Source organism: Leptolyngbya sp. FACHB-60 (assembly GCF_014695775.1).
Classification (GTDB): Bacteria; Cyanobacteriota; Cyanobacteriia; order Phormidesmidales; family Phormidesmidaceae; genus Nodosilinea.
Genome location: NZ_JACJOX010000069.1, coordinates 1 through 21,589, shown reverse-complemented (window position 1 = coordinate 21,589; position 21,589 = coordinate 1). Strand labels below are relative to the sequence as shown.

Genomic DNA, 21,589 nt, shown 5'->3' with positions numbered 1-21,589 from the left:
GGTTGGTTGAAAACCAGAGTTCGCAAACTTCTACCTCATGCCCAGGGCTTGCGGGCTGCCATCGAAGAGGTGCTTAAGCTAGCAACGTCTTAACCCCTATGGCTAAAGCTATACCATCGGCTCGGTTCGGGTTGCAAGCAGCACCATGGGCGTTTCTCCATTCAAAGCGCATAGTTTTAGTATCGCGAGGGAGAGAATGCTCTGTCTTGCAAGTTCTTCTGATTCTTTGCACAAACCTCCGATCGCCGCATCCGACCTCGACTCTCGCGGCCAGCATTGACGCAGAGATCTCCGCTTCTAACGTGTATTTGGGCAACAACCTGCTGCTGAAGCCAGGCCTGGTGCTCGCAACAGAGCAGCTCTAGAGACGGGTTGATTGTCGCCATTGGCCAGGGGTAGCCCCCACCAAGCGCTTAAAGTGACGATTGAGGTGGCTTTGGTGGGCAAAGCCCACCCGATAAGCGATATCGGCAATGGGAAGGTCAGGCTGAGCCAGCAGCGTCTTGGCCTGCTCTACCCGGCAGCGAATGACATACTGGTGGGGCGCGACTCCAGTGGATTGCTTAAACAGGTGAACAAAGTAGTGAGGGCTTATCCCCGCCAGAGTAGATAGGGTTTCTAGGCTCAAGTCGGCGTCTAAGTGACTGTGAATGTAGTCCACTACCCGCTGGAGTTGAGGCCGGGCCAGGCCGTCGCCGTAGGTTTTGAGCTGTGGCCTGCGGGTGGCATAGGTTTGCAGCAGATGCACGGCCAGAGTGGTGGTGAGAGATTCGGCATAGAGACGGTCACCACCACTTTGGAGCACCCGCCTCAGGGATAGCCCCAGCTGCAACACCAAGAGGTCTTGGGTAGCAAAATGAGGCATAAGCTCAAAGGTGGTGTCGTCGGCCGCTTCGTCGAGCGATCGCCCGAGGGTAGCTGTCTCAAAAACCAGATTCATAAATTCGCCTGCGGCATTCCAGCGTGATCGCTGCCCTACCCCAGCAGGCACCACCACAATGTCTCCCGGATGCACCCGCTCTACCCTAAACCGTCCATCGATCGAGCGCTCCGCCAGGGCCGGTTCTGATTCAGGAAACTGCGTAAATAACACAACGCTGTGCCAGGGTGTAGACACCTCTTCCTCGATCGCTCCAGGAGGTTCCCAGCGACAGTCTACGTAAGCACCATGCCAGCAAAAGCCCTGGGTAGACAGCAGCGGCGGGGCCGTAAATAGACTCTCCACCTGGCCAGCCGAAGATAGAAGTCGAGGTGACATACCCTAGCCCCGCTGCTTAAACAGTGTTATGAACCTGTCTCCCCAGCACCAGCAGCATCGCCAAAACCGCGATCAAAATCGGTGCAACTTTAGTTTAGGGCAGGCCCGTTAAGACAGCGAACCCCTCTTAGCCAGCTCCTTAGCCGGTAGGGTGCTCACAGATGGCACTTGCAGCATGTCGGTCAGCAGGGTAGCAGGGGGCTGGCTGTGGGGCCAGGCAAAGGCGTGGCGAAAGGCCGCTTCCTGGCAAGCATGCAGCTCCTCAAAGCCGATCACGTCGTGGGTGAGCAGGTTTTCGTACTCAAAGGGCAGGCGGACGTTGTGCAACCCGGCGTTGTCGGTGCAGATGGCGATATCAACTCCGGCCTCGAAGCAGCGGTCGAATACCACCTTGAGCTGGCTAATTTCCTCTAGGGTGCCGGTCTTGAGGTAAGTGGTGGGGCACACCTCCAGACATTGTCCCCGCGCCGCTACCTCTGCCAATAGCTCCGGGTGCCGCAGCGGAATTTGAATGCCGTGGCCAATGCGCATCAAGTAGGGCAGCAGCTTGGGGTGATCACCATCGACGGTTTCGTAGAGGTGGCCGGTGGTTTTAAGGCCTAGATCCTGGGCGCGCTGGTAAAGCTGGGTAAACTCGTCGATGCGATCGCCGTACTTCGCATCACCGCCCGCCACATCCACCGCACACACATACTCAGTATATTGACCCGCCAGTTCCACAATCGCCTGGTTTACCTCGTGGGGCAGCCGCGAGTGCATGCAGAGAATCTGCTTCGTCACAATAGGATACTCAGGCTGCTGACTAGCTTGCCCGACAATTTCCACAATCTCGGCCATCGCCTCAATGCGCTGGTTCTGGGTCAAGTGCTCAGGGGTGCGCAGGTAAGGAGTATAGCGCAGCTCTAGATATGCCAGATTTTCAAAAATGTAGGCGCCCCGAATCAGGCGATAGATGAAGTAGGGCAAGGCCTCATAGGTTTGCACACTCTCGACCAGGGTATGCAGCTCTAGATACTCCGCAAGCGTATTGCGGGGCCGGGTGTAAAACTGCTCAAACGCTGGGTAATCAGCAAACTGGCCTGACAGATCGGGGCGATTGCGCTCAAAATAGCGCCACAGGACTCGAGGTACGACAGAACCGCCCAGATGGCGGTGTAGTTCAGCATATAGACTCACGGCATCCTCCGCCTTAATGAAGCTTTTGTAGTGAAGCTTTTATCGATGGGCTAGGCCCGCGATGGCCCTTCCGAGCCGACTTAGCCTCTGCGGAGAGGTTATGCCAATAACCATCGCGAGTCTTTGGAAATCTAAAGAAATGTAAACTGAATATTCTTTTGTTCTATCGCATATTTCACTCATTGGGTATTAGGTTAAACACATTTAATTTGCTAGGGGTTCGGGCTCTAGGTAGAATTGCTCCTAGGCAGAACCAAGGATTTTAAGTTGACACAATTACATTTACCTAGTGATAATGGGAATTTGTGTGAACTTTAGAGCCTGAATTCCCTTGGCAAACGTTGTAGTAATTGGGGCCCAGTGGGGCGACGAAGGTAAGGGCAAAATTACCGATTTGCTGAGTCGTTCGGCAGATGTAGTTGTGCGCTACCAAGGTGGGGTCAACGCCGGTCACACCGTCGTTGTTAAAGATCAAACCTTCAAGCTGCACCTGATTCCCTCCGGCATTCTCTACCCCGATACTGAGTGCGTCATTGGCAGCGGCACCGTTATCGACCCCAAGGCTCTAATTGGCGAACTCGACAAACTCGTCGAGCTAGGGATTTCCACTAAAAACCTCTTCATTTCCAACGCAGCCCACGTCACCATGCCCTATCATCGCCTGATCGATCAGGCGTCGGAGGAGCGCCGGGGCAACCACAAAATTGGCACCACCAAGCGCGGCATTGGCCCCACCTACGCTGACAAGTCGGAGCGCATCGGCATCCGCATCATCGACCTGATGGACTATGCCCGGCTCCGCAAGCAGCTGGAGTGGACGATTCAGTACAAAAACGGCATCCTCGAAAAGTTGTACGATCTCGCCCCCCTCGATCCAGCGGCGGTGATTGACGAATACATTGAGTATGCCGAGCGGCTGCGGCCCCACATTATTGACAGTTCCCTTCATGTTTACCAGGCCATTCGTCAGCGCAAAAACGTTCTGTTTGAAGGGGCTCAAGGCACTCTACTCGACCTCGACCACGGCACTTATCCCTACGTTACCTCCTCTAACCCGGTGGCGGGGGGGGCCTGCATCGGCACCGGCATTGGCCCCACGGTCATCGACCGGGTGATCGGGGTAGCTAAGGCCTACACCACTCGCGTTGGGGAAGGCCCCTTCCCCACCGAGCTAACCGGTGATATGGGTGAGTTGCTCTGCGATCGCGGTGCCGAGTTTGGCACCACTACCGGTCGCCGCCGCCGCTGCGGCTGGTTTGACGCCGTGATTGGTCGCTACGCGGTGCGCATCAACGGCCTTGACTGCCTCGCTGTCACCAAGCTCGATGTGCTCGACGATGTGGATGAGATCGAGGTGTGCGTGGCCTACGAACTAGACGGTGAGCGCTGCGAAGAGCTGCCGGCTAGTGCCGAGGCCTTTGGCCGCTGCAAGCCCATCTACAAGACCATGCCCGGCTGGAAACAGCCCACCGATCACTGCCGATCGCTGAGCGACCTGCCCAAAGCTGCCCTAGACTATCTCAAGTTTTTGGCGGAGTTGATGGAGGTACCGATCGCGATCGTGTCGCTGGGGGCCAGCCGTGACCAGACTATCATCGTAGAGGACCCCATCCACGGGCCGAAGCGGGCGCTGCTCTACGAGAATGGTGAGTCCCAGGTAGCCTAGGGCTTGGCAAGTTTGTTTTTTGAATCTATTTCTAACGGGGGGATTTTCCATGGAACTAACTATTGAGTGCAAATCGCGTGATGCAAAGGCTAAGCCTAATGCCCTGCGCCGGGAAGGGCTGCTGCCGGTAGTTCTCTACGGCCACCAGGGCACCGAGTCGGTGTCGCTGACCGTCGACCAAAAAGATGCTGACCTGCTGCTGCGCAAGGCCGCCGTCAACAACACCATGATTGACCTAAAAATTCCTGATATGCCTTGGAATGGCAAGGCTCTGCTGCGGGAAGTCCAGGCCCACCCTTGGAAAAACACCGTGTACCACCTCAGCTTCTTTGCCGTCAAGGCTCAGGATTTTGTGGAAGTGGGCGTAGCGCTCAACTTTGTGGGGGAGCCCACAGGTGTGAAAAACGACGGCGGTGTGCTCAACACTGAGATCAACGAAGTTACCGTTAAGTGCAAGGCCATCGATATCCCCGAGGTGATTGAGGTGGATGTGTCTGAGCTAGCTGTGGGTGACTCGCTCACCGTAGCTGATCTGGTGCTGCCCGAGGGCGCTGTGGTAGCTGGCGATCAAACTCAAACCATTGCTACGGTGCTTCAGGGCCGCATGGCTGAGGTCGAAGGCGAGGGCGAGGGCGAGGGCGAAGCGGCGGCAGAATAGGCTTGCTCAGCTAATAAGGCAGGTTTTAAATCCCTAGGGGCTAGGAAACACATTCCTAGCCCCTTTGTAGCGTTAGGCAGTTTTTGGCAGGTAGAATATGGCCGATTTTGCACTTCCCGAGTTGATTCAGCAGATGTGTCAGCCGGAGTTTTATCCCCACCCGGTAGTTGAGCCCATTCGGCTGCTGCAAACCCACGTGTCCTATGTGCTGCTGACCGGCGACTACGCCTACAAAGTGAAAAAGCCAGTGAATTTTGGCTTTTTAGACTATTCCACCCTGGAGAAGCGGCAGCACTTTTGTGCAGAGGAACTGCGGCTCAACCAGCGAGGGGCCGGGGCGCTGTACCTAGAGGTGGTCGCTCTGGGCCAAACCGGAGATACCTATCACTTGGGCAGCGGCACAACCGTGGAGTATGCCGTCAAAATGGTTCAGTTTCCGCAGGATACGCTGCTTAGCGCCCTGTACGATCGCGGCGAACTCACCGAAGCCTTGATGGTAGAGCTAGCAGCGGCAGTGGCCGACTTTCACCTAGGGGCCGAAACCAATGACCACATTCGCACCTTTGGCACAGTGGAGCAGATTCGCCAGGCCTTTGACGAAAACTATGAGCAGACCACTGGCTTTATCGGCGGCCCCCAGACCCAGGCTCAGTTCGATGAGACCAAGGCCTACACCGACTCTTTCTTCGCGGCCCACGGCGATCTGTTTAAACAGCGGGTTGAACAAAACTGGATTCGCGCCTGCCATGGTGACCTGCACCTAAATAATCTGTGTCGCTGGCAAGAGCAACTTTATCTCTTTGACTGCATTGAGTTCAACGAGCCCTTTCGCTACGTCGATGTGATGTACGACGTCGGCTTTGTGGTGATGGATTTGCTGTCTAAGGACTGCGCTGTCCTGGCTACGGTGTTTTTGAACCACTACATAGAGCGCACCGGCGACTGGGAAGGGGTGCAGCTGCTGCCTCTGTACATTAGCCGTCAGGCCTACGTGCGGGCCAAGGTGACCTCATTCTTGCTCGGCGACCCGTCGGTGGATGAAGAGACCAAGCAGCAGGCGGCCGAGACGGCGGCGGGGTACTACCGCCTCGCCCGGTCGGTGTGTCAGCCCCGCAGCGGGGCAGTTTATGTGATGGCCGGGCTATCCGGTTCGGGTAAGTCCACCACCGCTCGGCAGGTGGCCAGTGAAATCAACGCCATTCACCTGCGCAGCGATGCGGTGCGCAAGCACCTAGCCGGGGTGCCCTTAGACCAACGGGGCGACGACAGCCTCTACACCCCAGAAATGACGGAGAAAACCTACGATCGTCTCCTCACCCTGGGCATTGCCCTGGCCCAGGCGGGCTACCCGGTAATTCTCGATGCCAAGTACGATCGCCAGGCCCTGCGCCAGACTGCCATTGAGACCATTCAACAGGCGGAACTGCCGGTGAGTATTTTGCACTGCACGGCTCCCCCGGAGGTCTTGGAGCAGCGGGTGCGCGATCGCGCGGGTGACATTGCTGACGCTACCGTAGCGGTGCTTCAGCGCCAGCACATAGAGCCCTTTACCGAGGCAGAACAGCCGCTGGTGCAGGCGATCGACACTACCCAAGCAGTGCCCCAGCAAATAGCCGCTATAGTAGGGGCATAGGCGATTGCCTAGCCTCACTAGCGCCCCAGAGAGGATGTACCGGTGGCCGACAAAATTATTCCACCAGCGCTAAAAATTTGGCTGGCCTTTCTATTTATATTTCTGCTGCTGGGCTATGGCGTGGTGCCCAGTATTTTGTTGGGGGCGGTGGCTGGGTTTGCCGGCGGCACCATCAACGCCTGGTGGATAACCCCTGGTGGTGAACCCACCACCACCCTAGAACTACCCGCTCCCTTGCGCCAGCTCAACCCGAGACGGTTGCCCCTAGGTAACCTGTTGAGGCGCCGCGGCACCCAGCGGTTGCCTAGGGCGCGCCGGTAGGACAGGCGGGGCAATAGGGGCATACTGAGCGGGAGATTCTTACCCCCGTGCGGCATGGCAGAACGAGCGTATTGGCTGGCCTGGGCGCAGGCCTATGGCCTCGGCCCAATTTTGTTGAAGCGACTGTGCAGCCACTTTGGCACCCTATCCACCGCTTGGCATGCCGACGGAGCTGACCTGCTGGAGGTAGAAGGCATTGGCTTGGGGACGGGGGCCAAACTGGTGGAGTATCGGCAGAAAATTTCCCCGCTAGAGCTGCTGGCCAGCTACGAACAGCAGCACCCCAATTTTTGGACTCCGGCCGATGCGGAGTATCCGGCTCTGCTCTACGAGATTACTGATCCGCCGCCGCTGCTGTTTTATCGGGGACAGCCAGAGTTGGCGGGTGCCTTGCACCTGGTGCCATCGGTTGGGGTGGTGGGCACTCGCAACCCGTCAGACTATGGACAGCGCTGGACCCGTCGCCTGACCCAACAGCTGGTGGCCCATGATGTAATCGTGATCTCGGGGTTGGCCAAGGGGGTCGATCGCTACGCCCACCATCAGGCCCTAGAGAGCGGTGGCCTCACCATTGCGGTGCTGGGGACGGGGGTTGATCAGGTTTATCCATTGGGCAACCGCGACCTGCACGATCGCATTGCCCGCCACGGTCTGCTACTGAGTGAGCACCCCAACGGCACACCGCCCGATCGCGCCCACTTTCCCCGCCGCAACCGCATCATCGCCGGGCTCAGCCGAGCGGTGGTGGTAACCGAGGCCCCGACGCGATCGGGGGCACTGATTACAGCGCAGCTGGCCAATGACTATGGCCGTGATGTGTTTGCGGTGCCGGGATCGCTGGATAACCTCAACAGCGAAGGTTGCCTGGGGCTGATTAACCAGGGTGCTCAGATGATTCTGAACGACATGACGCTGATCACCGCTCTCGGACAGATGCCCCAGATTAGCAGTGAATTGGCGGGCGATGCCTTGCCCGGAAAGGGCGATCGCCCGCCCGTAAGTCCTCCGGCACCGTCGCCCTTGTCCCCGGCTATGGCCCAGGTTTTGGCTGCCATTACCGACGAACCCACGACCCTCGACAGCCTGGTGCAGCAGCTGGCCCAGCCCACCGGCGAGGTGCTGTCCACCCTTGTGCAGTTAGAGCTGATGGGTCTGGTCACTCAGCTGCCCGGTATGCGCTACCAGCGCTGTTAGACGTCGTCCCACACCGATTGGTCGCAGCGCTGCTGCAAAAACTCAAACCGCAGGCTGCCCAGCTTCACTAGGTCACCGTCTTGCAGGTAGTGGCGCTGGGCCGGAGAAAGGCGGCGGCCATTCACCCAGGTGCCCCCAATGCTGCTCAGGTCGGTGAGAAAGAAGCCTTGCAGCGGGTCAAAGTTGAGCGCCGCGTGGCAGTCGGCAATCCCTGGCTGGGGCATGGTGACGGCACAGCCACGGCCCTGCCCTAGCAGCCAGCGGGTACCGCATAGCGTGACCTGAATAGCGCGATCGGCGTTGATGTTAGTGCTGAGAAAGGCGCGATCGGCGGCCACAATACCCTGTACATACCAGTCGGTGCGGTAGCAATGGTTTTGGGCCGTCAGAATAGGGTCGATAATATCGGCCACTTGCTCTAGGTCATAGCTCAAGTTGCGAAAGAGCGTATCTAGCATCCAGGGAGGTGAAGCGATTCCCGTTGGGAGCGCTTCGCGAATCGCACCACTACCGGCTTTGGGGACAGTGCTAGATCGCTGATCTGGATTGGCAGAAAAGAAGGGGGAGGAAACCATAACAAACCGTCGTTTTACCGCTAACTACGTCTCTAGAACAGGTCATCCACCAACCGCAGCCTGGGCCGTAGCCTTGTCTGAAAGGGACATGGTTGTGGTGTACCTGACTTATGCACCTGCCCAAAGTTTGATCAACAGATAACTTTGGACGTTGTGGAGAAACTCCTTAGGGACTGTGAGAATCACACGTGACGATTTTCCTCAAGCGCCAAGCCCAGTCGGGTTTGGCTCCTGCCATTAAACTGGGTTTCTACAGTAGGCACAATGCCAGGGCTAGGGTTGCTTATAAAAGCTTTATAGTTTCTCCGCAAATCTACCGATGGGCTTTAATTAGCTACTACCAACGACGGAGTTTGACGCTGCTCTGCTATATCATCGGGGTGTTCGTCAATGCCCTGGCCGGGGGCTAAACCCGTGAACCTCCCCACCCGTGCTCAGCCGCCGTTGAGCTTTATTCCCCCCGCGCTAGATACTCAGGCGCTGACCCTAGTGCGCCTAGGGCTGCCCTACTGGATGCGCTGGCGAGAGCAGATTCAGCAGGTAGAGGTGGTCAACGCCGAGGGTCTGGTGCAGTTGTTCAAAGCATTTGATGCCGGAGAAACCCGATTTCTGCTGGCTTTCCGCCATCCCAGCCCGCTCGACTCGTTTTGTTTGGGGCATTTGCTGTGGCATGCCGTACCCCAGCGAGCCAGAGAATTGGGCATTACGCTCAAGCACCCGGTTCACGCGCACTTCATCTACGATCGCGGCATTCCCCTTTGGGCTGGTGATTGGGTAGGCCAGCTCTACGCCAAGCTGGGCGGCACCCCCATCCAGCGGGGCAAGGTCGATCGCCAGGGGCTGCGATCGGCCCGCCACCTGCTGGCCAACGGTGACTTTCCCCTCGCCGCTGCCCCCGAGGGCGGCAACAACGGTCACACCGAAATTGTCAGCCCTTTGGAGCCAGGGGTGAGCCAGATGGCCTTTTGGTGTGTAGACGATTTGCACAGCCAGGGACGCGCAGAGCAGGTAGTGATCGCCCCCTTGGGCATCTGCTATCGCTACATCACACCGCCCTGGCGCGAACTCGATCGCTGGCTCGATCGCCTAGAGCAGGAGACGAGTTTGGCTCCCCGTCAGCAGCTCTACCCACCTGGCGACACCTCTAAAACCGCCATCGAGCAGCGCTATCGCCGGCTCTCCGACCTGGGGGAGCGTCTGCTCACCCTGCTAGAAAATTATTATCGCCGGGTGTATCGCGTGGCGCTGCCCGCAGTTGACTCTAGCGATCGCTCCGAGGCTGCGCCCCCGACTAACGCCCTGGGCCCTCGTCTCGAAGCCCTGATGAATGCGGCCCTACAGGTGGCCGAAACCTACTTTCAGCTCTCGCCCAAAGGCAGCACCATTGATCGCTGCCGCCGCATCGAGCAGGCCGGGTGGGAGCACATCTTCCGTCAAGATGTTGTGGGCGACCCGCCCCTATCAGCGGTGGAGCTGGGGCTGGCCAATCACGAAGCCGAAGAAGCCTCCCTCCGCATGTGGCACATGCGCCTGGTGGAGAGCTTTGTCGCTGTTACGGGCTGCTATGTGCGCCAACGGCCCTCTGCCGAGCGCTTTGCCGAAACGGTGATGATTTTGCGCGATACGGTGTGCTTAATTCAGGGCAAAAACCCATTTCCACGACCCAAGCTGGGGCCACAGCGGGCGGTGCTCACGGTGGGGGAGCCGATCTCAGTCAGCGATCGCTGGCCCGACTACAAAGCCAATCGCAAACAGGCCGTTGCCCAGCTCACCGCCGACCTGCAAGCGGCGTTAGAAGCCATGATTACCCTTAATCTGCCAGGCTCGGAGCCACCGCAGGCAGATGCGCCAAAATAGCCTCGACCTGTTGCTGATACTCTGCCTCTGCCAGGGCCGGGGTGCTGTGCTCCACTCCCACCTCCTGGCCGATCTCCACCCACGATCGGCAGCCGCTGTAGCCCCTGTGGCGAGGCAGCATCAGAGGCTGCTGAAAGCGGTAGGCCTTTAGCAACAGCCCATAGAGGGGGCGATCGGGCTGCCAGTTGAGGCGTTCTGCCACAAACTGCTCATTCCACACCAGATAGGGCAGCAGGGCTGCCACCTCTGCTTCTGCGCTGAGGGGCAGAGCATGGGTAATGGTCGCCCACCCGTCAAACCGCACCTGGTCATCCTGAGCGACTTCCCCCGTCATCAGGGACCGAAAGGCATCCTTCAGCAAGGCCGCTTTTTGGTGCTCGACGGTGGGCAGCAGCAGCACCTGCCGAGCCGTCAACGAAAACTGCCCTTTGGCCTCGCGAATGCCGCCCTTGCGCAACAGCAGAATGGTTTCCCCCTGCAATAGGGCCGTAACCGCGGCCTGCCATTCTTTCAAAACCCACGACACCATAGCGTTTGCTCTCCATCGTTATTGGATCAGCCGAACTCGGTCTCGACAGTTAAATCATCCCACTGGCCTAAAACTAAGGTTGCTCCGGCCACCGGCGAGCGCCCCCAGGGCTCAGATACCGACACAAACCCTGCTGCTTTAGCCTGTTCTGCTAAGGCTAGATCGGCCCAGCTATCGCCGACAACTAGAGTGTGCGCGACTGAAACCTGGAGGCGATCGCACAATACTCTCAACAGCGTCGGATCTGGCTTTGGCGGATCCTCTGGCCCTGTCCCCTGCCACTCATGCACCCAGGGCAAAAGGTCGTAGTAGCTCAAAAATTCCTCCACATAGGCTGGGCTATCCGACGACAGCACGGCGATTTTGAGGGGACTCTGGTTCAGCCGCTTCAGCATAGCCGCCGTACCCTCAAAAGGTGGGGTATGGGCCGCCTTGCCGTTGCGCGCTGCATTCACCGCCGCAAAGCAGTCTGCCACCAGCACCTTGGCCTGACCTGGGGGATGGCCCATTTTCACCAACACCATCACGGCTGCTTGCTTATTGGCCTCCCGGGTGCCCGCCGCCATTAGCCCATCAGGGTCTATGCCATGGGCAGACACGCCAAAACAGGTTAAAAGGTCTTGAATCAGCTCATCTCCAGCTCCCGCTGCCGCTGCACAGGCCTCTGCCCGTGCTAAAGCCGTGCGCTGCAATAGATGGTGGGAGTTGGCCAGGGTGCCATCTTTATCGAATACGATCGCCTCCACATTAGCGATCTGCTGCTGCCCGCACTGCACCCCAACCATTCCTTTATCCTCAAGCACTGACACACAGAGTTCCGTTAGAAATTCGCTCAAAAAAATAGCTTTCAAGCTCACCCACTATCCTAGATAATGGGAAGGTTTTGAAATTTGAAATATAAGCAGTTCACTATGCGCACCCACTACTGTGGCACCCTGCGGGCCAACGACATTGGCAGCACCGTTACCCTGTTCGGCTGGGTCGATCGTCGCCGCGACCATGGGGGCGTTATTTTTATTGATCTGCGCGATCGCACTGGCGTTGTGCAAATTGTCAGCGATCCAGAACGTACTCCGGCCTCCTATCCCCAAGCTGACCCGCTGCGCAACGAGTATGTGGTCAAAATCGAAGGCCGGGTCAGCCAGCGTCAGGAGGGTTCCGTCAACCCCAAGCTCCCTACGGGGGATGTCGAGATCTTTGCCGACACCATCGAGCTGCTAAATGCGGTGCGCAAGCCGCTGCCGTTCCAGGTTTCCACCGCCGATTCTGAGACGGTGCGCGAAGACCTGCGGCTGCGCTATCGATATTTGGATTTGCGGCGGGAACGGATGGCCCAGAACCTGCGCATTCGCCACGAAGTGACCAAAGCCATTCGCCGCTTCCTGGAAGACCAGGAGGGCTTTTACGAAGTCGAAACCCCTATTCTCACCCGTTCAACCCCAGAAGGGGCACGGGACTATCTAGTGCCCTCGCGAGTCAACGTGGGCGAATTTTACGCCCTGCCCCAGTCGCCTCAGCTCTTTAAGCAGCTGCTGATGGTGTCGGGGGTCGATCGCTACTACCAGATTGCCCGCTGCTTCCGTGACGAGGATTTGCGCGCCGATCGCCAGCCCGAGTTTACCCAGCTCGATATGGAAATGAGCTTCATGACCCAGGACGAAATCCTGGCCCTGAACGAAGCCCTGGTGGCCCACATCTTTAAAGCGGTAAAGGGTGTCGAGGTTCCTCGGCCCTTCCCTCGGCTGACCTACGCCGAGGCAATGGATCGCTACGGCAGCGACAAGCCCGACACCCGCTACGGTCTAGAGTTGGTCGATGTGTCTGACCTGGTCAAAGACTGCGGCTTTAAGGTGTTTTCGGGGGCGGTAGCCGACGGCGGCATTGTCAAGGTGCTGCCCATTCCCAACGGCAACGACCAAATTTCTAACGTGCGCATTAAGCCCGGTGGCGACCTGTTTAAGATCGCCGCCGATGCTGGGGCTAAGGGCCTGGCCTACGTGCGGGTGCGGGCCGACGGTGCGGTGGACACCATCGGAGCCATTAAAGACAACCTCGGCCCTGAGCAAATGGCGGAACTCCTTAGCCGCACTGGAGCCACCGAAGGTACGCTGCTCCTGTTTGGGGCGGGGCCAACCGCGATGGTGAATGCCACGCTAGATCGATTGCGTCAGGCGATCGCCCAGGAAATGAACCTGATCCCCGAAGGCACCTATAACCTGCTGTGGGTGACCGACTTTCCCATGTTTGAGTGGAACGCTGACCAGCAGCGCCTCGAGGCCCTCCACCACCCCTTCACTGCGCCCAATCCTGAGGATGTTGACGATCTCAAGACTGCCCGGGCGATCGCCTACGACATCGTACTCAACGGCTACGAGATCGGCGGCGGCAGCCTCCGCATCTACCAGCCCGAGGTGCAGAGCCAAGTGTTTGAAACCATTGGTCTATCTGAGTCAGAAGCCCGCGATAAGTTTGGCTTCTTGCTCGAAGCCTTTGAGTACGGCACCCCACCCCACGGCGGCATTGCCTACGGACTCGATCGCATCGTCATGCTGCTGGCGGGAGAAGAGTCGATCAGAGATGCGATCGCCTTCCCCAAAACCCAGCAGGCCCGCTGCCTGCTTACCCAGGCTCCCTCCGGAGTAGACGAATCGCAGCTCAAGGAACTCTATATTGCCTCCACTTACGAGCCTGAGGAAGATTAGGAGTAGGTGGATAGATAAGCTAGTGGATGCGACGAGCGAGCCTGACGTAGTTAGGAGCGCTGTCGTAATCCGCAGGCTTACCGTCGCTAATCTTGCGGCAGTGGTATAAAAACTTGCGCTACTAACAGTAATTCGTGGCAACCTATGGGCTTATTAGAGAAAGCCAATTGGGAGACACGTCGAGTTATGTTGCAGCAGCAGGAAAGCGCCTCAAAACAACTACTGCATCCGTTGGGAAAGCCTGGGGGGCGATGGCGCTATGTGCCCTGGGTAACCCTGGGTAGTCTAGCCATCTTCTGCCCCGCTGCCCTGGCCCAAAGCGCTAGCACTGCCGATCTTCAGGTGGCCCTAGATACAGTTTGGGTACTGGTAGCCGGGTTTCTAGTGTTCTTTATGAATGCTGGCTTCTGCATGCTCGAAACCGGCTTTTGCCGCAGCAAAAACGCCGTTAACCTGCTGGCCAAAAACCTGATCGTATTTGGCCTCTCGACCCTGGCGTTTTGGGTGGTGGGCTTTGGCCTCATGTTTGGCGATGGCAACCCCCTGTTTGGCTTCTCGGGGTTTTTGCTACAGGCGGCTGACAACAGCCCAGCCACAGGGGAAGACTACCTGGGCAGTTTTAGCTCCCTGGCCTGGGTTGGGGTGCCGTTAAACGCCAAGTTTTTCTTTCAGCTGGCCTTTGCGGGGACAGCCGCTACTATCGTGTCTGGGGCGGTGGCTGAGCGAATCAAGTTTTTGGCGTTCTTCATCTTTAGCCTACTGCTGGTGGGCATCTCTTACCCCATCACAGGCCACTGGATTTGGGGCGACGGGATGTTGTCTAACCTAGGTTTCTACGATTTTGCCGGATCGACGGTGGTGCATTCTGTGGGCGGCTGGGCAGCCCTGATGGGGGCCATTTTGCTGGGGCCACGGCGGGGGCGGTTTCAGGCACGGCCGGTGGCTATGCCAGGTCACAATCTGAGTATTTCGGCGCTGGGCTGCCTAATTTTGTGGCTGGGCTGGTTTGGGTTTAACCCCGGCTCAGTTATGGCCGCTGACCCTTTTGCCATTAGCCATATTGTGGTCACTACCAACATTGCCGCTGCTCTCGGCGGGCTAGCTGCTACCGTGACCTCTTGGATTTACCTGAGCAAGCCCGACCTATCGATGATTATCAATGGGGTCCTGGCGGGACTAGTCTCTGTGACGGCCTCTTGCGCCTACGTCAACCTAGGCAGCGCGGCTCTCATCGGTTTGGTGGGCGGGGTCATTGTGGTCTTCTCGGTCACGCTGCTCGACTCGCTCAAAATTGATGACCCGGTCGGGGCCGTTTCGGTACACCTGGTGTGTGGCGTCTGGGGCACGCTGGCCCTAGGACTGTTTAGCGCTACTCCAGGGGTCTATGCTTGGTACGACGAAACATCAGGCCCCTTGGCTGGGTTGTTCATGGGGGGCGGCATTCAGCAGCTGCTCATTCAGGTCTTGGGCATTGCGGTGGTGGGGGCGTTTACCGTGGCCTTTAGCCTGGTGTGCTGGCTGACGCTGCGGGCCACTGTGGGAATTCGCGTGTCTGAGGCCGAAGAAATTCAGGGTCTTGACCTGGGCGAACATGCGATGGAGGCCTACCCAGAGTTTCAGGTGGGGCCGTAGGGGTGAGTGGATGAGTGGGTATGAAAAAATCCCTTAGACAAAGTGGTAGGGGGGGAGGGGTTCGCTGAGCATGAGGGTCCAGTGAGTAGTCTGCGATCGCAATTCTTCCACCCGGTGCTCTAGGCCCTCAGCAGCGGCGCGATCGATCAGCAGATACACTCGCGCTTCTCCGGCGGGGCTCTCAGCCTCAATGTAGTTGTCGTAGGCGGCATGAAGCTCATTAAGCACCTGGTCAAGCTCCTGGTGCTGCTGCTCTTGGGCGACGGTTTGATCTTGGAGGCGCTGCTTTTTTGCCAAAAAGTAGTCGCGCCCGGTTAGCCCTTCAGCCAGGGGCGACAGCTCGACGGGTTGAGCAATCAGCTTGAGCTGGTACTCAACTTGGTGGCCGAGGATGGCGAGCTTGGCGGCATAATCGGCTCCCTGGGTCGCCAGGTGGGCCTTGAGATGCTCCATGGAGGCAATTTGCGTACCAAATCTCAGAGGTAGCAGGGGCGTGTGCTGAAACAGCTCGCAAATGACGCGATCGTGGCTGAGCACCGCGTTGAGCAGCCGCGGTTCGTCGGTTTGCAGGGCCTGGAGATCGACGCCGGTTTCAACTAGGGCAGCAACACTGTCTACGGCAATTAGCTGGGTGGGTGCGGCCAGTCCTAGGGGCAGGGGCAGAGGTTGCAGAGGGTGAGGGCAAATGCTGTAGAGGTAGATGGGCTCTTGGGTCAGCCCTGGGGTTAGCTCTGGAGACACGATAATCTAAGGCCTTTGGGATGCGCCACAGTTCGCTCTCACTCTAGGCGATTTGCCCACTACCTCGGGGTGTTTCTGGCACAAACATTTACGGCTTTTGCCATCGTTGAGACAGAAAACAAACCGCCCTGGGAATTTGCTGCTATAGCGTGGTTTGCAGAGTAAAGCACCAGTCGAGGGTGAGCTGGCCCGCCTGGCAGCTGACTTCGGCATCGAGCCGATGCAGGTGAATTGGGGTGCCCTGGCGCAGAGCTGCGATCGCAGGGGTATGCACACTCAGATCGCAATCCACCAGCGCGGTTAGCTCGGCCACGGTAAGCAGTGACCCCCAGGGGGCATCGGCCACATCGACAGCGGCCTCGGCGGGTAGCGCCTGGGGCGTGGTGGGCAAGAGCCTGCCCCGGCCCAAGTCCACAATCCAGCTGCGGTTAGAGGTGGTGAGCTGCATCAGCGGGCGCAGATAGAGGCTGCCCTGCTGCCAGCTCAGCCCTGGCGGCAGCACCTGGGCCGATACACCCCCCATCAGCTGCATCACCCGTTCTGAGCTTTGGGCCAGGTGCCAACGCAGCCGGGGCCACAGGTCTGCCACCAATACCGGCTCGTGAACGAAGGTGTGCTTAAATAGGCCGCTGGCTCCCTGCACCAGACCAGTAGCGGCGTAGGTGACGCGGTTGCAGAGATCTTCCCGTTGGCGAAGCCGCTCCGAAGGAGTATCGCCCGCTTGGCCCGGCAGCATCTGGGGTAGATGCTGCGCCACAACCTGCTCAGCGTAGGCACTCAGAAAAGTTTGGATCCAGCGTTCATCGGTGAAGGTGAGCCAGTCGCCCAGCACGCCAGCAGTAGCATCGTCTGGGCCATCGACCAGGGTGCTAGCAAAGTCATCTAGGGTAAAGCCTGACGCAGGTGTTCCAACAATCTGCTTACCCCCCGGCGGCAGATACAGCGCATCGGGCATCGCCTCACTATGGCTACTGTAGGACTGAGATGGCTCCTGGGTCTCCATTTCGGCCAAGTGCAGGCGGAGGTGCAAAATACCGTTTTGCCAGGGCTGAAAGGGGCGGAGGGCATCAATCTGGCAGCCGTCAGCGAGTAAAGCACCCAATCCAGGTTGGGTGTAGCCCACTTGCTTAGCCACCTGAGTTAACAGGTCACCGCAGGGCAAAGGCTGGCTGTCCAAGTCATTCTCTAATAGGCGAATTTCGACCTCTTCGCCCAGATATAGCGGTGGCATTGGGTCTGTTTGAGTGACCAGATCGAGGGCATAGCTGGTCTCTCCTAAGGTGAGGGTGAGCACCGGCACTAGGCGCACGATGCGGATAGCCCCCTGGGCCTGGGGGCTAAAGATGCGGGCCTGCATACCCTCAATCAGGCTCATCACCTCGTAGCTGCTGCTGGCGAGCATCCACAGCAGATGGGGCACTAGGTGGGGCACCGGGACCAAGATGCTGGTGACAGACGGCACCGACGCGGCTGATGCAGTTAGTTGATCCAGCAGTTCCCCCGTTTCTTCGCCCAGGTAAGGGGCCAGGCTGTCGGGGGTTTGGGGCAGATCAGTGGGCCAGCCGCCCAGGGGCGATCGCAACCTCATGCTCTGGGCCACTAGCTGCTTCACCGCCGCCGCGATCGCCGGCACGCGACCCAGAGTGGGGCGCTCGATGACCAAGGGAACCATGCGGCACACGGTATTGTCCAGGGTTGCGGCGGTAAAACCCGGTAGAGCCGAATCGGCCTGCAACCAGGGAGTCAGCGAACGCACAGCGGAGGAAACCATAGCAACAGCCCACATGGGGGGTGAGGGATCTCCCTAGAGAGTGCCTATTTCTGCGGCAAAATCCACAGGGTGTTGCAAATTTATAGGCAGAGACAGGGAGACTGTGAGCCTACCAAGCCACGTAGGGCAGCGTTGCCGCTGTGGCTCGAATGGCCTCGGCATTGGCCACTAACTGACCGCAGGCATCCCACGTGCCCGCCAAGAACGCTTGGCGCACGCCCTCGGGCATAGACACAGCTCCAGCCTCAGCCGCAAAAGTCACAGTTTGGGTCGCCAAATCGAGCGTTACCACAGTTGTCGGATCAGCCTCTAGCGCGGCCTGCACCTGGCCTACCACCTCAGCCGTGGCCGTCAGACAGGGAATGCCGATCGCGACACAGTTACCAAAGAAAATTTCGGCAAAGCTCTCGCCCAGCACGGCCCTAATGCCCCAGCGAGCGATCGCCTGAGGAGCGTGCTCCCGCGACGAGCCACAGCCAAAGTTGCGGTTGACCACCAAAATTGTGGCTCCCTGATACTGGGGCTGATCAAAGGGATGGCGACCCTCCAGGGCAGCGCGATCGTCGGCAAACACCTGCTCACCCAGCCCGTCAAAGGTTACACACTTGAGAAACCGAGCTGGAATAATGCGATCGGTGTCGATGTCATTGCCCGTCAGGGGAATGCCGGTACCAGTAATCTGTTCTATCTGCGTCACCGCGATCGCTCCTTACCCTTGCGCCTCTGGCTTAAATCAGCGGGTTGCTTCCTTAGAGGCAACCGCTTACTAATAGTAGCCTCTGGATGCCCTCACCACAGCCCCGCCATCCCGGCTCAAAGGCACTTTTGTCACCTCAGGCCAGGGTCAGAAACCCTAACTTTTCAACAGAATGATAGCAGTTGTTAACCCAACCATAAACTTTAGTATCATCACTAGCCATCCACAAATCAGGGGAGTATCTTAATAGATAAGGAAGTGAATCACTTGATACAAAAAACGATTGCTTCCCCGACAGATCGAATAGTTCAGTCCTGTTAAATAGGAGGTACGTTATCGATTTAACGTCTGAATCTATCTCGTCAAATACCAGCAGCACTTTACTCGGTTGTTGATATTTCCTCTCTGTAACTGATAGAGAGCTCTGTTGAGAAATGCCCAGAGACGCTATAAACCACACGCGATGGTTTCTTTACGACGGCATTTAAACATCTCTATTTAATCGGAACTTTCTTGAGGAAAATTCTCAAGTTAATCAGTCAAAGTGCTGCTGTCTCCGAATTGCTTAAACGACATCCTGTCTGGAGGAGAATAATCCAGTCCATTGTGTCTAGTTACAGGCTATAAGGTTTAAGTTTAGAAGCCCCCGGCAAATAATCTGCCGGGGGCTTCCTATTGTTAGCAATTTGCTTAAGTGAAGGGGTTAAAGCCCAGCTTATCCCTCAACTCGCATGCCCTGAGGTCCATGGATGAGTTCCGACAGTTCTGGCATTACTACATCGGCCTGAGCCGTAGACATCAACCCCATCGCCGATATGGGCTCCTCAATCGGGGCGGGGGCCATCATATCGTTGGGTAAAAAGATGCGGGCACTGACTGCCAGCATCGCGACCGCAAAGATCAGCACAATCAGGAGAGGGGCAACGTAAGACCGGAAAAACGACATAGGGCGATCGCGTGTGAAGGGATGTAACTCATGCTCTCATCTTACACGGAAGGCGGGGGTGAGGGGATGAGGAAGAAGGAGGAGATAAGGAAGATTGGGATAGGTGAAACGAATAGAAAAAGGAATTTAAGAGTCAAGTTCCAAAAAGTCCTTTGCCCCTCATCCCCTCATCCTCCTCACCTCGGCAGATCATCCATCCCCGGCCTCGGCATTGGCAACGCCGGCTGGCGAAGCCGTCGCAGACCCACCCACCCAGCCACCGCCACCACTAGCCAAAACCAGCCGGTGAGGGGTTGGTAGAGCAAAAAGCCGCCTAAGCCCAACATGGAGCCAAGCAGCAGCAGTAGTGCGGCTCCTGCTCTAAGCAGATCGTGGCCCAGAGCTTGGGCAGGCCACAGGCCGGTGCGCTGGCGCTGACGAGCCCAGCCGGGGCCACCGGGAAGCACCTTGCTGTAAAAAGCATCTAGGGTGTCGTCGGCTTCTGGAGCGGTGAGCAGCATGGTCGTCACCCAGATAACCGTAGTGATGGCGGTGGTTACTAGCAGCCTCAGGCCAAAGTCGTCGATGGTGAGAATCGGCACAACGCTGGTGACCAGTCCTACCAAAAATCCCGCCAGCATGGAGGCCAGCTCGGTGGCCGCGTTAATGCGCCACCAAAACCAGCGCAAGATTAGCACTAGACCTGGCCCAGTGCCGATCGCAATTACCAGCCGAAACACCGTAGCCACATCCTGAGAGTAAAAGGCAGCAACTGCCCCCAGCGCTGTGACCACCACCGAGGCAATGCGCCCCGACAGCACTAGCTCTGCGTCTGAGGCGTTGGGTCGCCAAAAGCGCCCGTAGAGATCGTTGGTAATGTATGACGCACCCCAGTTAATCAGGGTTGAGACGGTGCTCATAAACGCCGCCAGCAGCGAGGCTACCACCAACCCCAGCAGCACGGGCGGCAAAAAGTCGAGCATCAGCATGGGGTAGCCCAGCTCTCGGTCTTCTAGGTTGGGATAGATCACCACTGCGGCTAAGGCCACAATCACCCAGGGCCATGTGCGCAGCACGTAGTGCAAAATGTTGAAAAACCAGGCCGCCTTCTCGGCTTCGGCCTCATCCTTAGAGGCCGCTAGGCGTTGAATAAATTCACCGCCCCCGTCACTGCGGCGAAAGGCCCACCACTGCAAGGTCACGTAGGCCAAAAAGGTGCTGATCGAAATACCGGCGGTTTCGCTCCAGCGGTACCAGCCGCCCGGCTCTCGCTCTAAAGGAATAAAGGCCAGCAAATCGGTGCCGCCCGTGGCCTTGACCTGCTCGATTAAGCTGGCCATGCCGCCCATATTGGTTACTGCCGCGATCGCCACGATGACAGCCCCGATGAGCGCTAAAAAGAACTGGAAAAAATCGGTAGCAACAACCCCCCACAACCCCGAAAATCCGGCATAGATCAGCACCAGTACGCTGACCCCAACCACGCTGAGCAGCTTTAGATTTTCGCCAGGCTCGATACCAAACGACTGCCAGATTTGTAGCGCCTCAATGACTTTGACGGTAGCTAGCATGGCGTAGCCAATCCCGATGCAGTTGATCGGTACCGCAAACAAAAAGGCCTTAATGCCCCGCAGCCAGGCTGCCGTGGCTCCGCCATAGCGCAGCTCCGTTAGCTCCGCGTCGGTAATAATTTCAGAGCGCCGCCACAACCGGGCAAATACATAGATCATCACCACGTGGGCAATGCCAAAACTCCACCATTCCCAGTTGCCAGCGATGCCCCGATTGCCCACCACTCCAGCAATATAGAGGGGCGTATCAATGGAGAAGGTAGTGGCAGCCATACTGGTGCCCGCCAGCCACCAGGGCAGCGATCGCCCCGACACAAAGAAATCCACCAGGCCGCCCGAGGCGCGGCGAGAGAGGTAAAGGCCCAGGGCGAGCGTAAAGATCAGATAGACCACCACAATGGCCCAGTCAATCCAAATCACAGCGGGTACCGTCAAACATCGATGCTATCTTGCCATACTCACCCCGCCAGACAGCTAGTTTTAGAGGGAGGCTCCCTCAGCCAGGAGCGCTTCGCTCGGAGAGCATATTCCTTCTGAATCGTTACGCAACAATTTAAGGACAAGCCTCTTAGAGCTGATTTCTAAACTAAATCTTAAGCTGCCGCCCGCTTTAACATGAGCCGAATGAGCGCACCGTAAATCATCGCTTCACTGAGCTCCGTGTAGACCTCGTAATCCTTACT

General features: G+C 57.8%; 18 protein-coding genes and 1 pseudogene. 8 read left to right on the top strand and 11 right to left on the bottom strand.

Going from position 1 to position 21,589, the window contains the following annotated elements; all coding sequences use genetic code 11:
• Positions 1-361: 361 nt before the first annotated feature.
• Together H6F57_RS25140 and H6F57_RS25135 are read right to left on the bottom strand one after the other, a co-directional pair.
• Positions 362-1,258 carry an AraC family transcriptional regulator gene (locus H6F57_RS25140; RefSeq protein ID WP_190631411.1) on the bottom strand — a complete coding sequence of 299 codons (897 nt, stop codon included), beginning with the start codon at positions 1,256-1,258 and terminating at the stop codon, positions 362-364.
• Between the two features lie 108 nt (positions 1,259-1,366).
• Entirely contained in the window at positions 1,367-2,434 is a 1,068-nt protein-coding gene (locus tag H6F57_RS25135; protein WP_190631409.1) for an adenosine deaminase, read from the bottom strand.
• Between the two features lie 331 nt (positions 2,435-2,765).
• Here H6F57_RS25135 and H6F57_RS25130 point away from each other — a divergent pair, with 331 nt between their 5' ends.
• The 5 genes from H6F57_RS25130 (at position 2,766) to dprA (ending at position 7,906) form a co-directional block, all read left to right on the top strand.
• Positions 2,766-4,100, top strand: coding sequence for an adenylosuccinate synthase (locus H6F57_RS25130; RefSeq protein WP_190631408.1), 1,335 nt, complete (start codon positions 2,766-2,768; stop codon positions 4,098-4,100).
• Positions 4,101-4,149: 49 nt separating this feature from the next.
• Entirely contained in the window at positions 4,150-4,758 is a 609-nt protein-coding gene (locus H6F57_RS25125) for a 50S ribosomal protein L25/general stress protein Ctc (RefSeq protein ID WP_190631405.1), read from the top strand.
• Between the two features lie 97 nt (positions 4,759-4,855).
• A complete protein-coding gene (locus tag H6F57_RS25120) occupies positions 4,856-6,391 on the top strand; it encodes a bifunctional aminoglycoside phosphotransferase/ATP-binding protein (protein ID WP_190631403.1) in 1,536 nt (511 codons plus the stop codon).
• A gap of 42 nt (positions 6,392-6,433) precedes the next feature.
• On the top strand, positions 6,434-6,712 hold the full coding sequence (locus H6F57_RS25115; protein ID WP_190631401.1) for a hypothetical protein: 279 nt from the start codon (positions 6,434-6,436) through the stop codon (positions 6,710-6,712).
• Positions 6,713-6,766: 54 nt separating this feature from the next.
• Positions 6,767-7,906 (top strand): DNA-processing protein DprA, encoded by a 1,140-nt coding sequence (dprA, locus tag H6F57_RS25110; protein ID WP_190631399.1) that lies wholly within the window; start codon positions 6,767-6,769, stop codon positions 7,904-7,906.
• On the opposite strand, the gene H6F57_RS25105 is transcribed toward dprA, so the two are convergent.
• Entirely contained in the window at positions 7,903-8,481 is a 579-nt protein-coding gene (locus tag H6F57_RS25105; RefSeq protein ID WP_190631397.1) for an FHA domain-containing protein, read from the bottom strand. The genes dprA and H6F57_RS25105 overlap by 4 nt on opposite strands.
• Positions 8,482-8,895: 414 nt before the next feature.
• On the opposite strand from H6F57_RS25105, the gene H6F57_RS25100 reads away from it, so the two are divergent.
• The gene (locus H6F57_RS25100) at positions 8,896-10,338 is read left to right on the top strand and encodes a 1-acyl-sn-glycerol-3-phosphate acyltransferase (protein ID WP_313933681.1); all 1,443 of its coding nucleotides are present in this window, start codon (positions 8,896-8,898) and stop codon (positions 10,336-10,338) included.
• On the opposite strand, the gene H6F57_RS25095 is transcribed toward H6F57_RS25100, so the two are convergent.
• The gene (locus H6F57_RS25095) at positions 10,292-10,867 is read right to left on the bottom strand and encodes a DUF1802 family protein (protein WP_190631392.1); all 576 of its coding nucleotides are present in this window, start codon (positions 10,865-10,867) and stop codon (positions 10,292-10,294) included. The genes H6F57_RS25100 and H6F57_RS25095 overlap by 47 nt on opposite strands.
• Before the next feature lie 26 nt (positions 10,868-10,893).
• Entirely contained in the window at positions 10,894-11,718 is an 825-nt protein-coding gene (locus H6F57_RS25090; protein ID WP_190631389.1) for an HAD family hydrolase, read from the bottom strand.
• A gap of 60 nt (positions 11,719-11,778) precedes the next feature.
• Between H6F57_RS25090 and aspS the strand changes: the two genes are divergently transcribed.
• Together aspS and H6F57_RS25080 are read left to right on the top strand one after the other, a co-directional pair.
• A complete protein-coding gene (aspS, locus tag H6F57_RS25085) occupies positions 11,779-13,569 on the top strand; it encodes an aspartate--tRNA ligase (RefSeq protein ID WP_190631388.1) in 1,791 nt (596 codons plus the stop codon).
• Between the two features lie 186 nt (positions 13,570-13,755).
• Complete coding sequence (locus H6F57_RS25080) at positions 13,756-15,201, top strand: ammonium transporter (protein WP_199294908.1); 1,446 nt, start codon at positions 13,756-13,758, stop codon at positions 15,199-15,201.
• A 33-nt stretch (positions 15,202-15,234) separates the two neighbouring features.
• Here the strand turns inward: H6F57_RS25080 and H6F57_RS25075 are convergent, their stop codons facing one another.
• From H6F57_RS25075 to H6F57_RS28485, 6 genes and pseudogenes are all read right to left on the bottom strand, one after another.
• Positions 15,235-15,942 (bottom strand): GvpL/GvpF family gas vesicle protein, encoded by a 708-nt coding sequence (locus H6F57_RS25075; RefSeq protein ID WP_190631384.1) that lies wholly within the window; start codon positions 15,940-15,942, stop codon positions 15,235-15,237.
• 142 nt (positions 15,943-16,084) lie between these two features.
• Complete coding sequence (locus H6F57_RS25070) at positions 16,085-17,713, bottom strand: hypothetical protein (RefSeq protein WP_190631382.1); 1,629 nt, start codon at positions 17,711-17,713, stop codon at positions 16,085-16,087.
• Positions 17,714-17,822: 109 nt separating this feature from the next.
• Positions 17,823-18,410 carry a 3-isopropylmalate dehydratase small subunit gene (gene leuD, locus H6F57_RS25065; protein ID WP_190631379.1) on the bottom strand — a complete coding sequence of 196 codons (588 nt, stop codon included), beginning with the start codon at positions 18,408-18,410 and terminating at the stop codon, positions 17,823-17,825.
• A gap of 715 nt (positions 18,411-19,125) precedes the next feature.
• On the bottom strand, positions 19,126-19,356 hold the full coding sequence (locus H6F57_RS25060; RefSeq protein WP_190631377.1) for a hypothetical protein: 231 nt from the start codon (positions 19,354-19,356) through the stop codon (positions 19,126-19,128).
• A gap of 176 nt (positions 19,357-19,532) precedes the next feature.
• Positions 19,533-21,326: a sodium:solute symporter family protein gene (locus H6F57_RS25055; RefSeq protein WP_190631375.1), complete on the bottom strand. Its 1,794-nt coding sequence runs from the start codon at positions 21,324-21,326 to the stop codon at positions 19,533-19,535.
• Positions 21,327-21,499: 173 nt separating this feature from the next.
• Positions 21,500-21,589, bottom strand: a pseudogene (locus H6F57_RS28485) (IS5/IS1182 family transposase); the annotation flags it as partial.

Coding starts and splice junctions, on each gene's coding strand:
- dprA (WP_190631399.1), top strand. CDS start 6,767: ATGGCAGAACGAGCGTATTGGCTGGCCTGGGCGCAGGCCTATGGCCTC.
- H6F57_RS25140 (WP_190631411.1), bottom strand. CDS start 1,258: ATGTCACCTCGACTTCTATCTTCGGCTGGCCAGGTGGAGAGTCTATTT.
- H6F57_RS25070 (WP_190631382.1), bottom strand. CDS start 17,713: ATGGTTTCCTCCGCTGTGCGTTCGCTGACTCCCTGGTTGCAGGCCGAT.
- H6F57_RS25125 (WP_190631405.1), top strand. CDS start 4,150: ATGGAACTAACTATTGAGTGCAAATCGCGTGATGCAAAGGCTAAGCCT.
- H6F57_RS25095 (WP_190631392.1), bottom strand. CDS start 10,867: ATGGTGTCGTGGGTTTTGAAAGAATGGCAGGCCGCGGTTACGGCCCTA.
- H6F57_RS25120 (WP_190631403.1), top strand. CDS start 4,856: ATGGCCGATTTTGCACTTCCCGAGTTGATTCAGCAGATGTGTCAGCCG.
- H6F57_RS25105 (WP_190631397.1), bottom strand. CDS start 8,481: ATGGTTTCCTCCCCCTTCTTTTCTGCCAATCCAGATCAGCGATCTAGC.
- aspS (WP_190631388.1), top strand. CDS start 11,779: ATGCGCACCCACTACTGTGGCACCCTGCGGGCCAACGACATTGGCAGC.
- H6F57_RS25080 (WP_199294908.1), top strand. CDS start 13,756: ATGTTGCAGCAGCAGGAAAGCGCCTCAAAACAACTACTGCATCCGTTG.
- H6F57_RS25060 (WP_190631377.1), bottom strand. CDS start 19,356: ATGTCGTTTTTCCGGTCTTACGTTGCCCCTCTCCTGATTGTGCTGATC.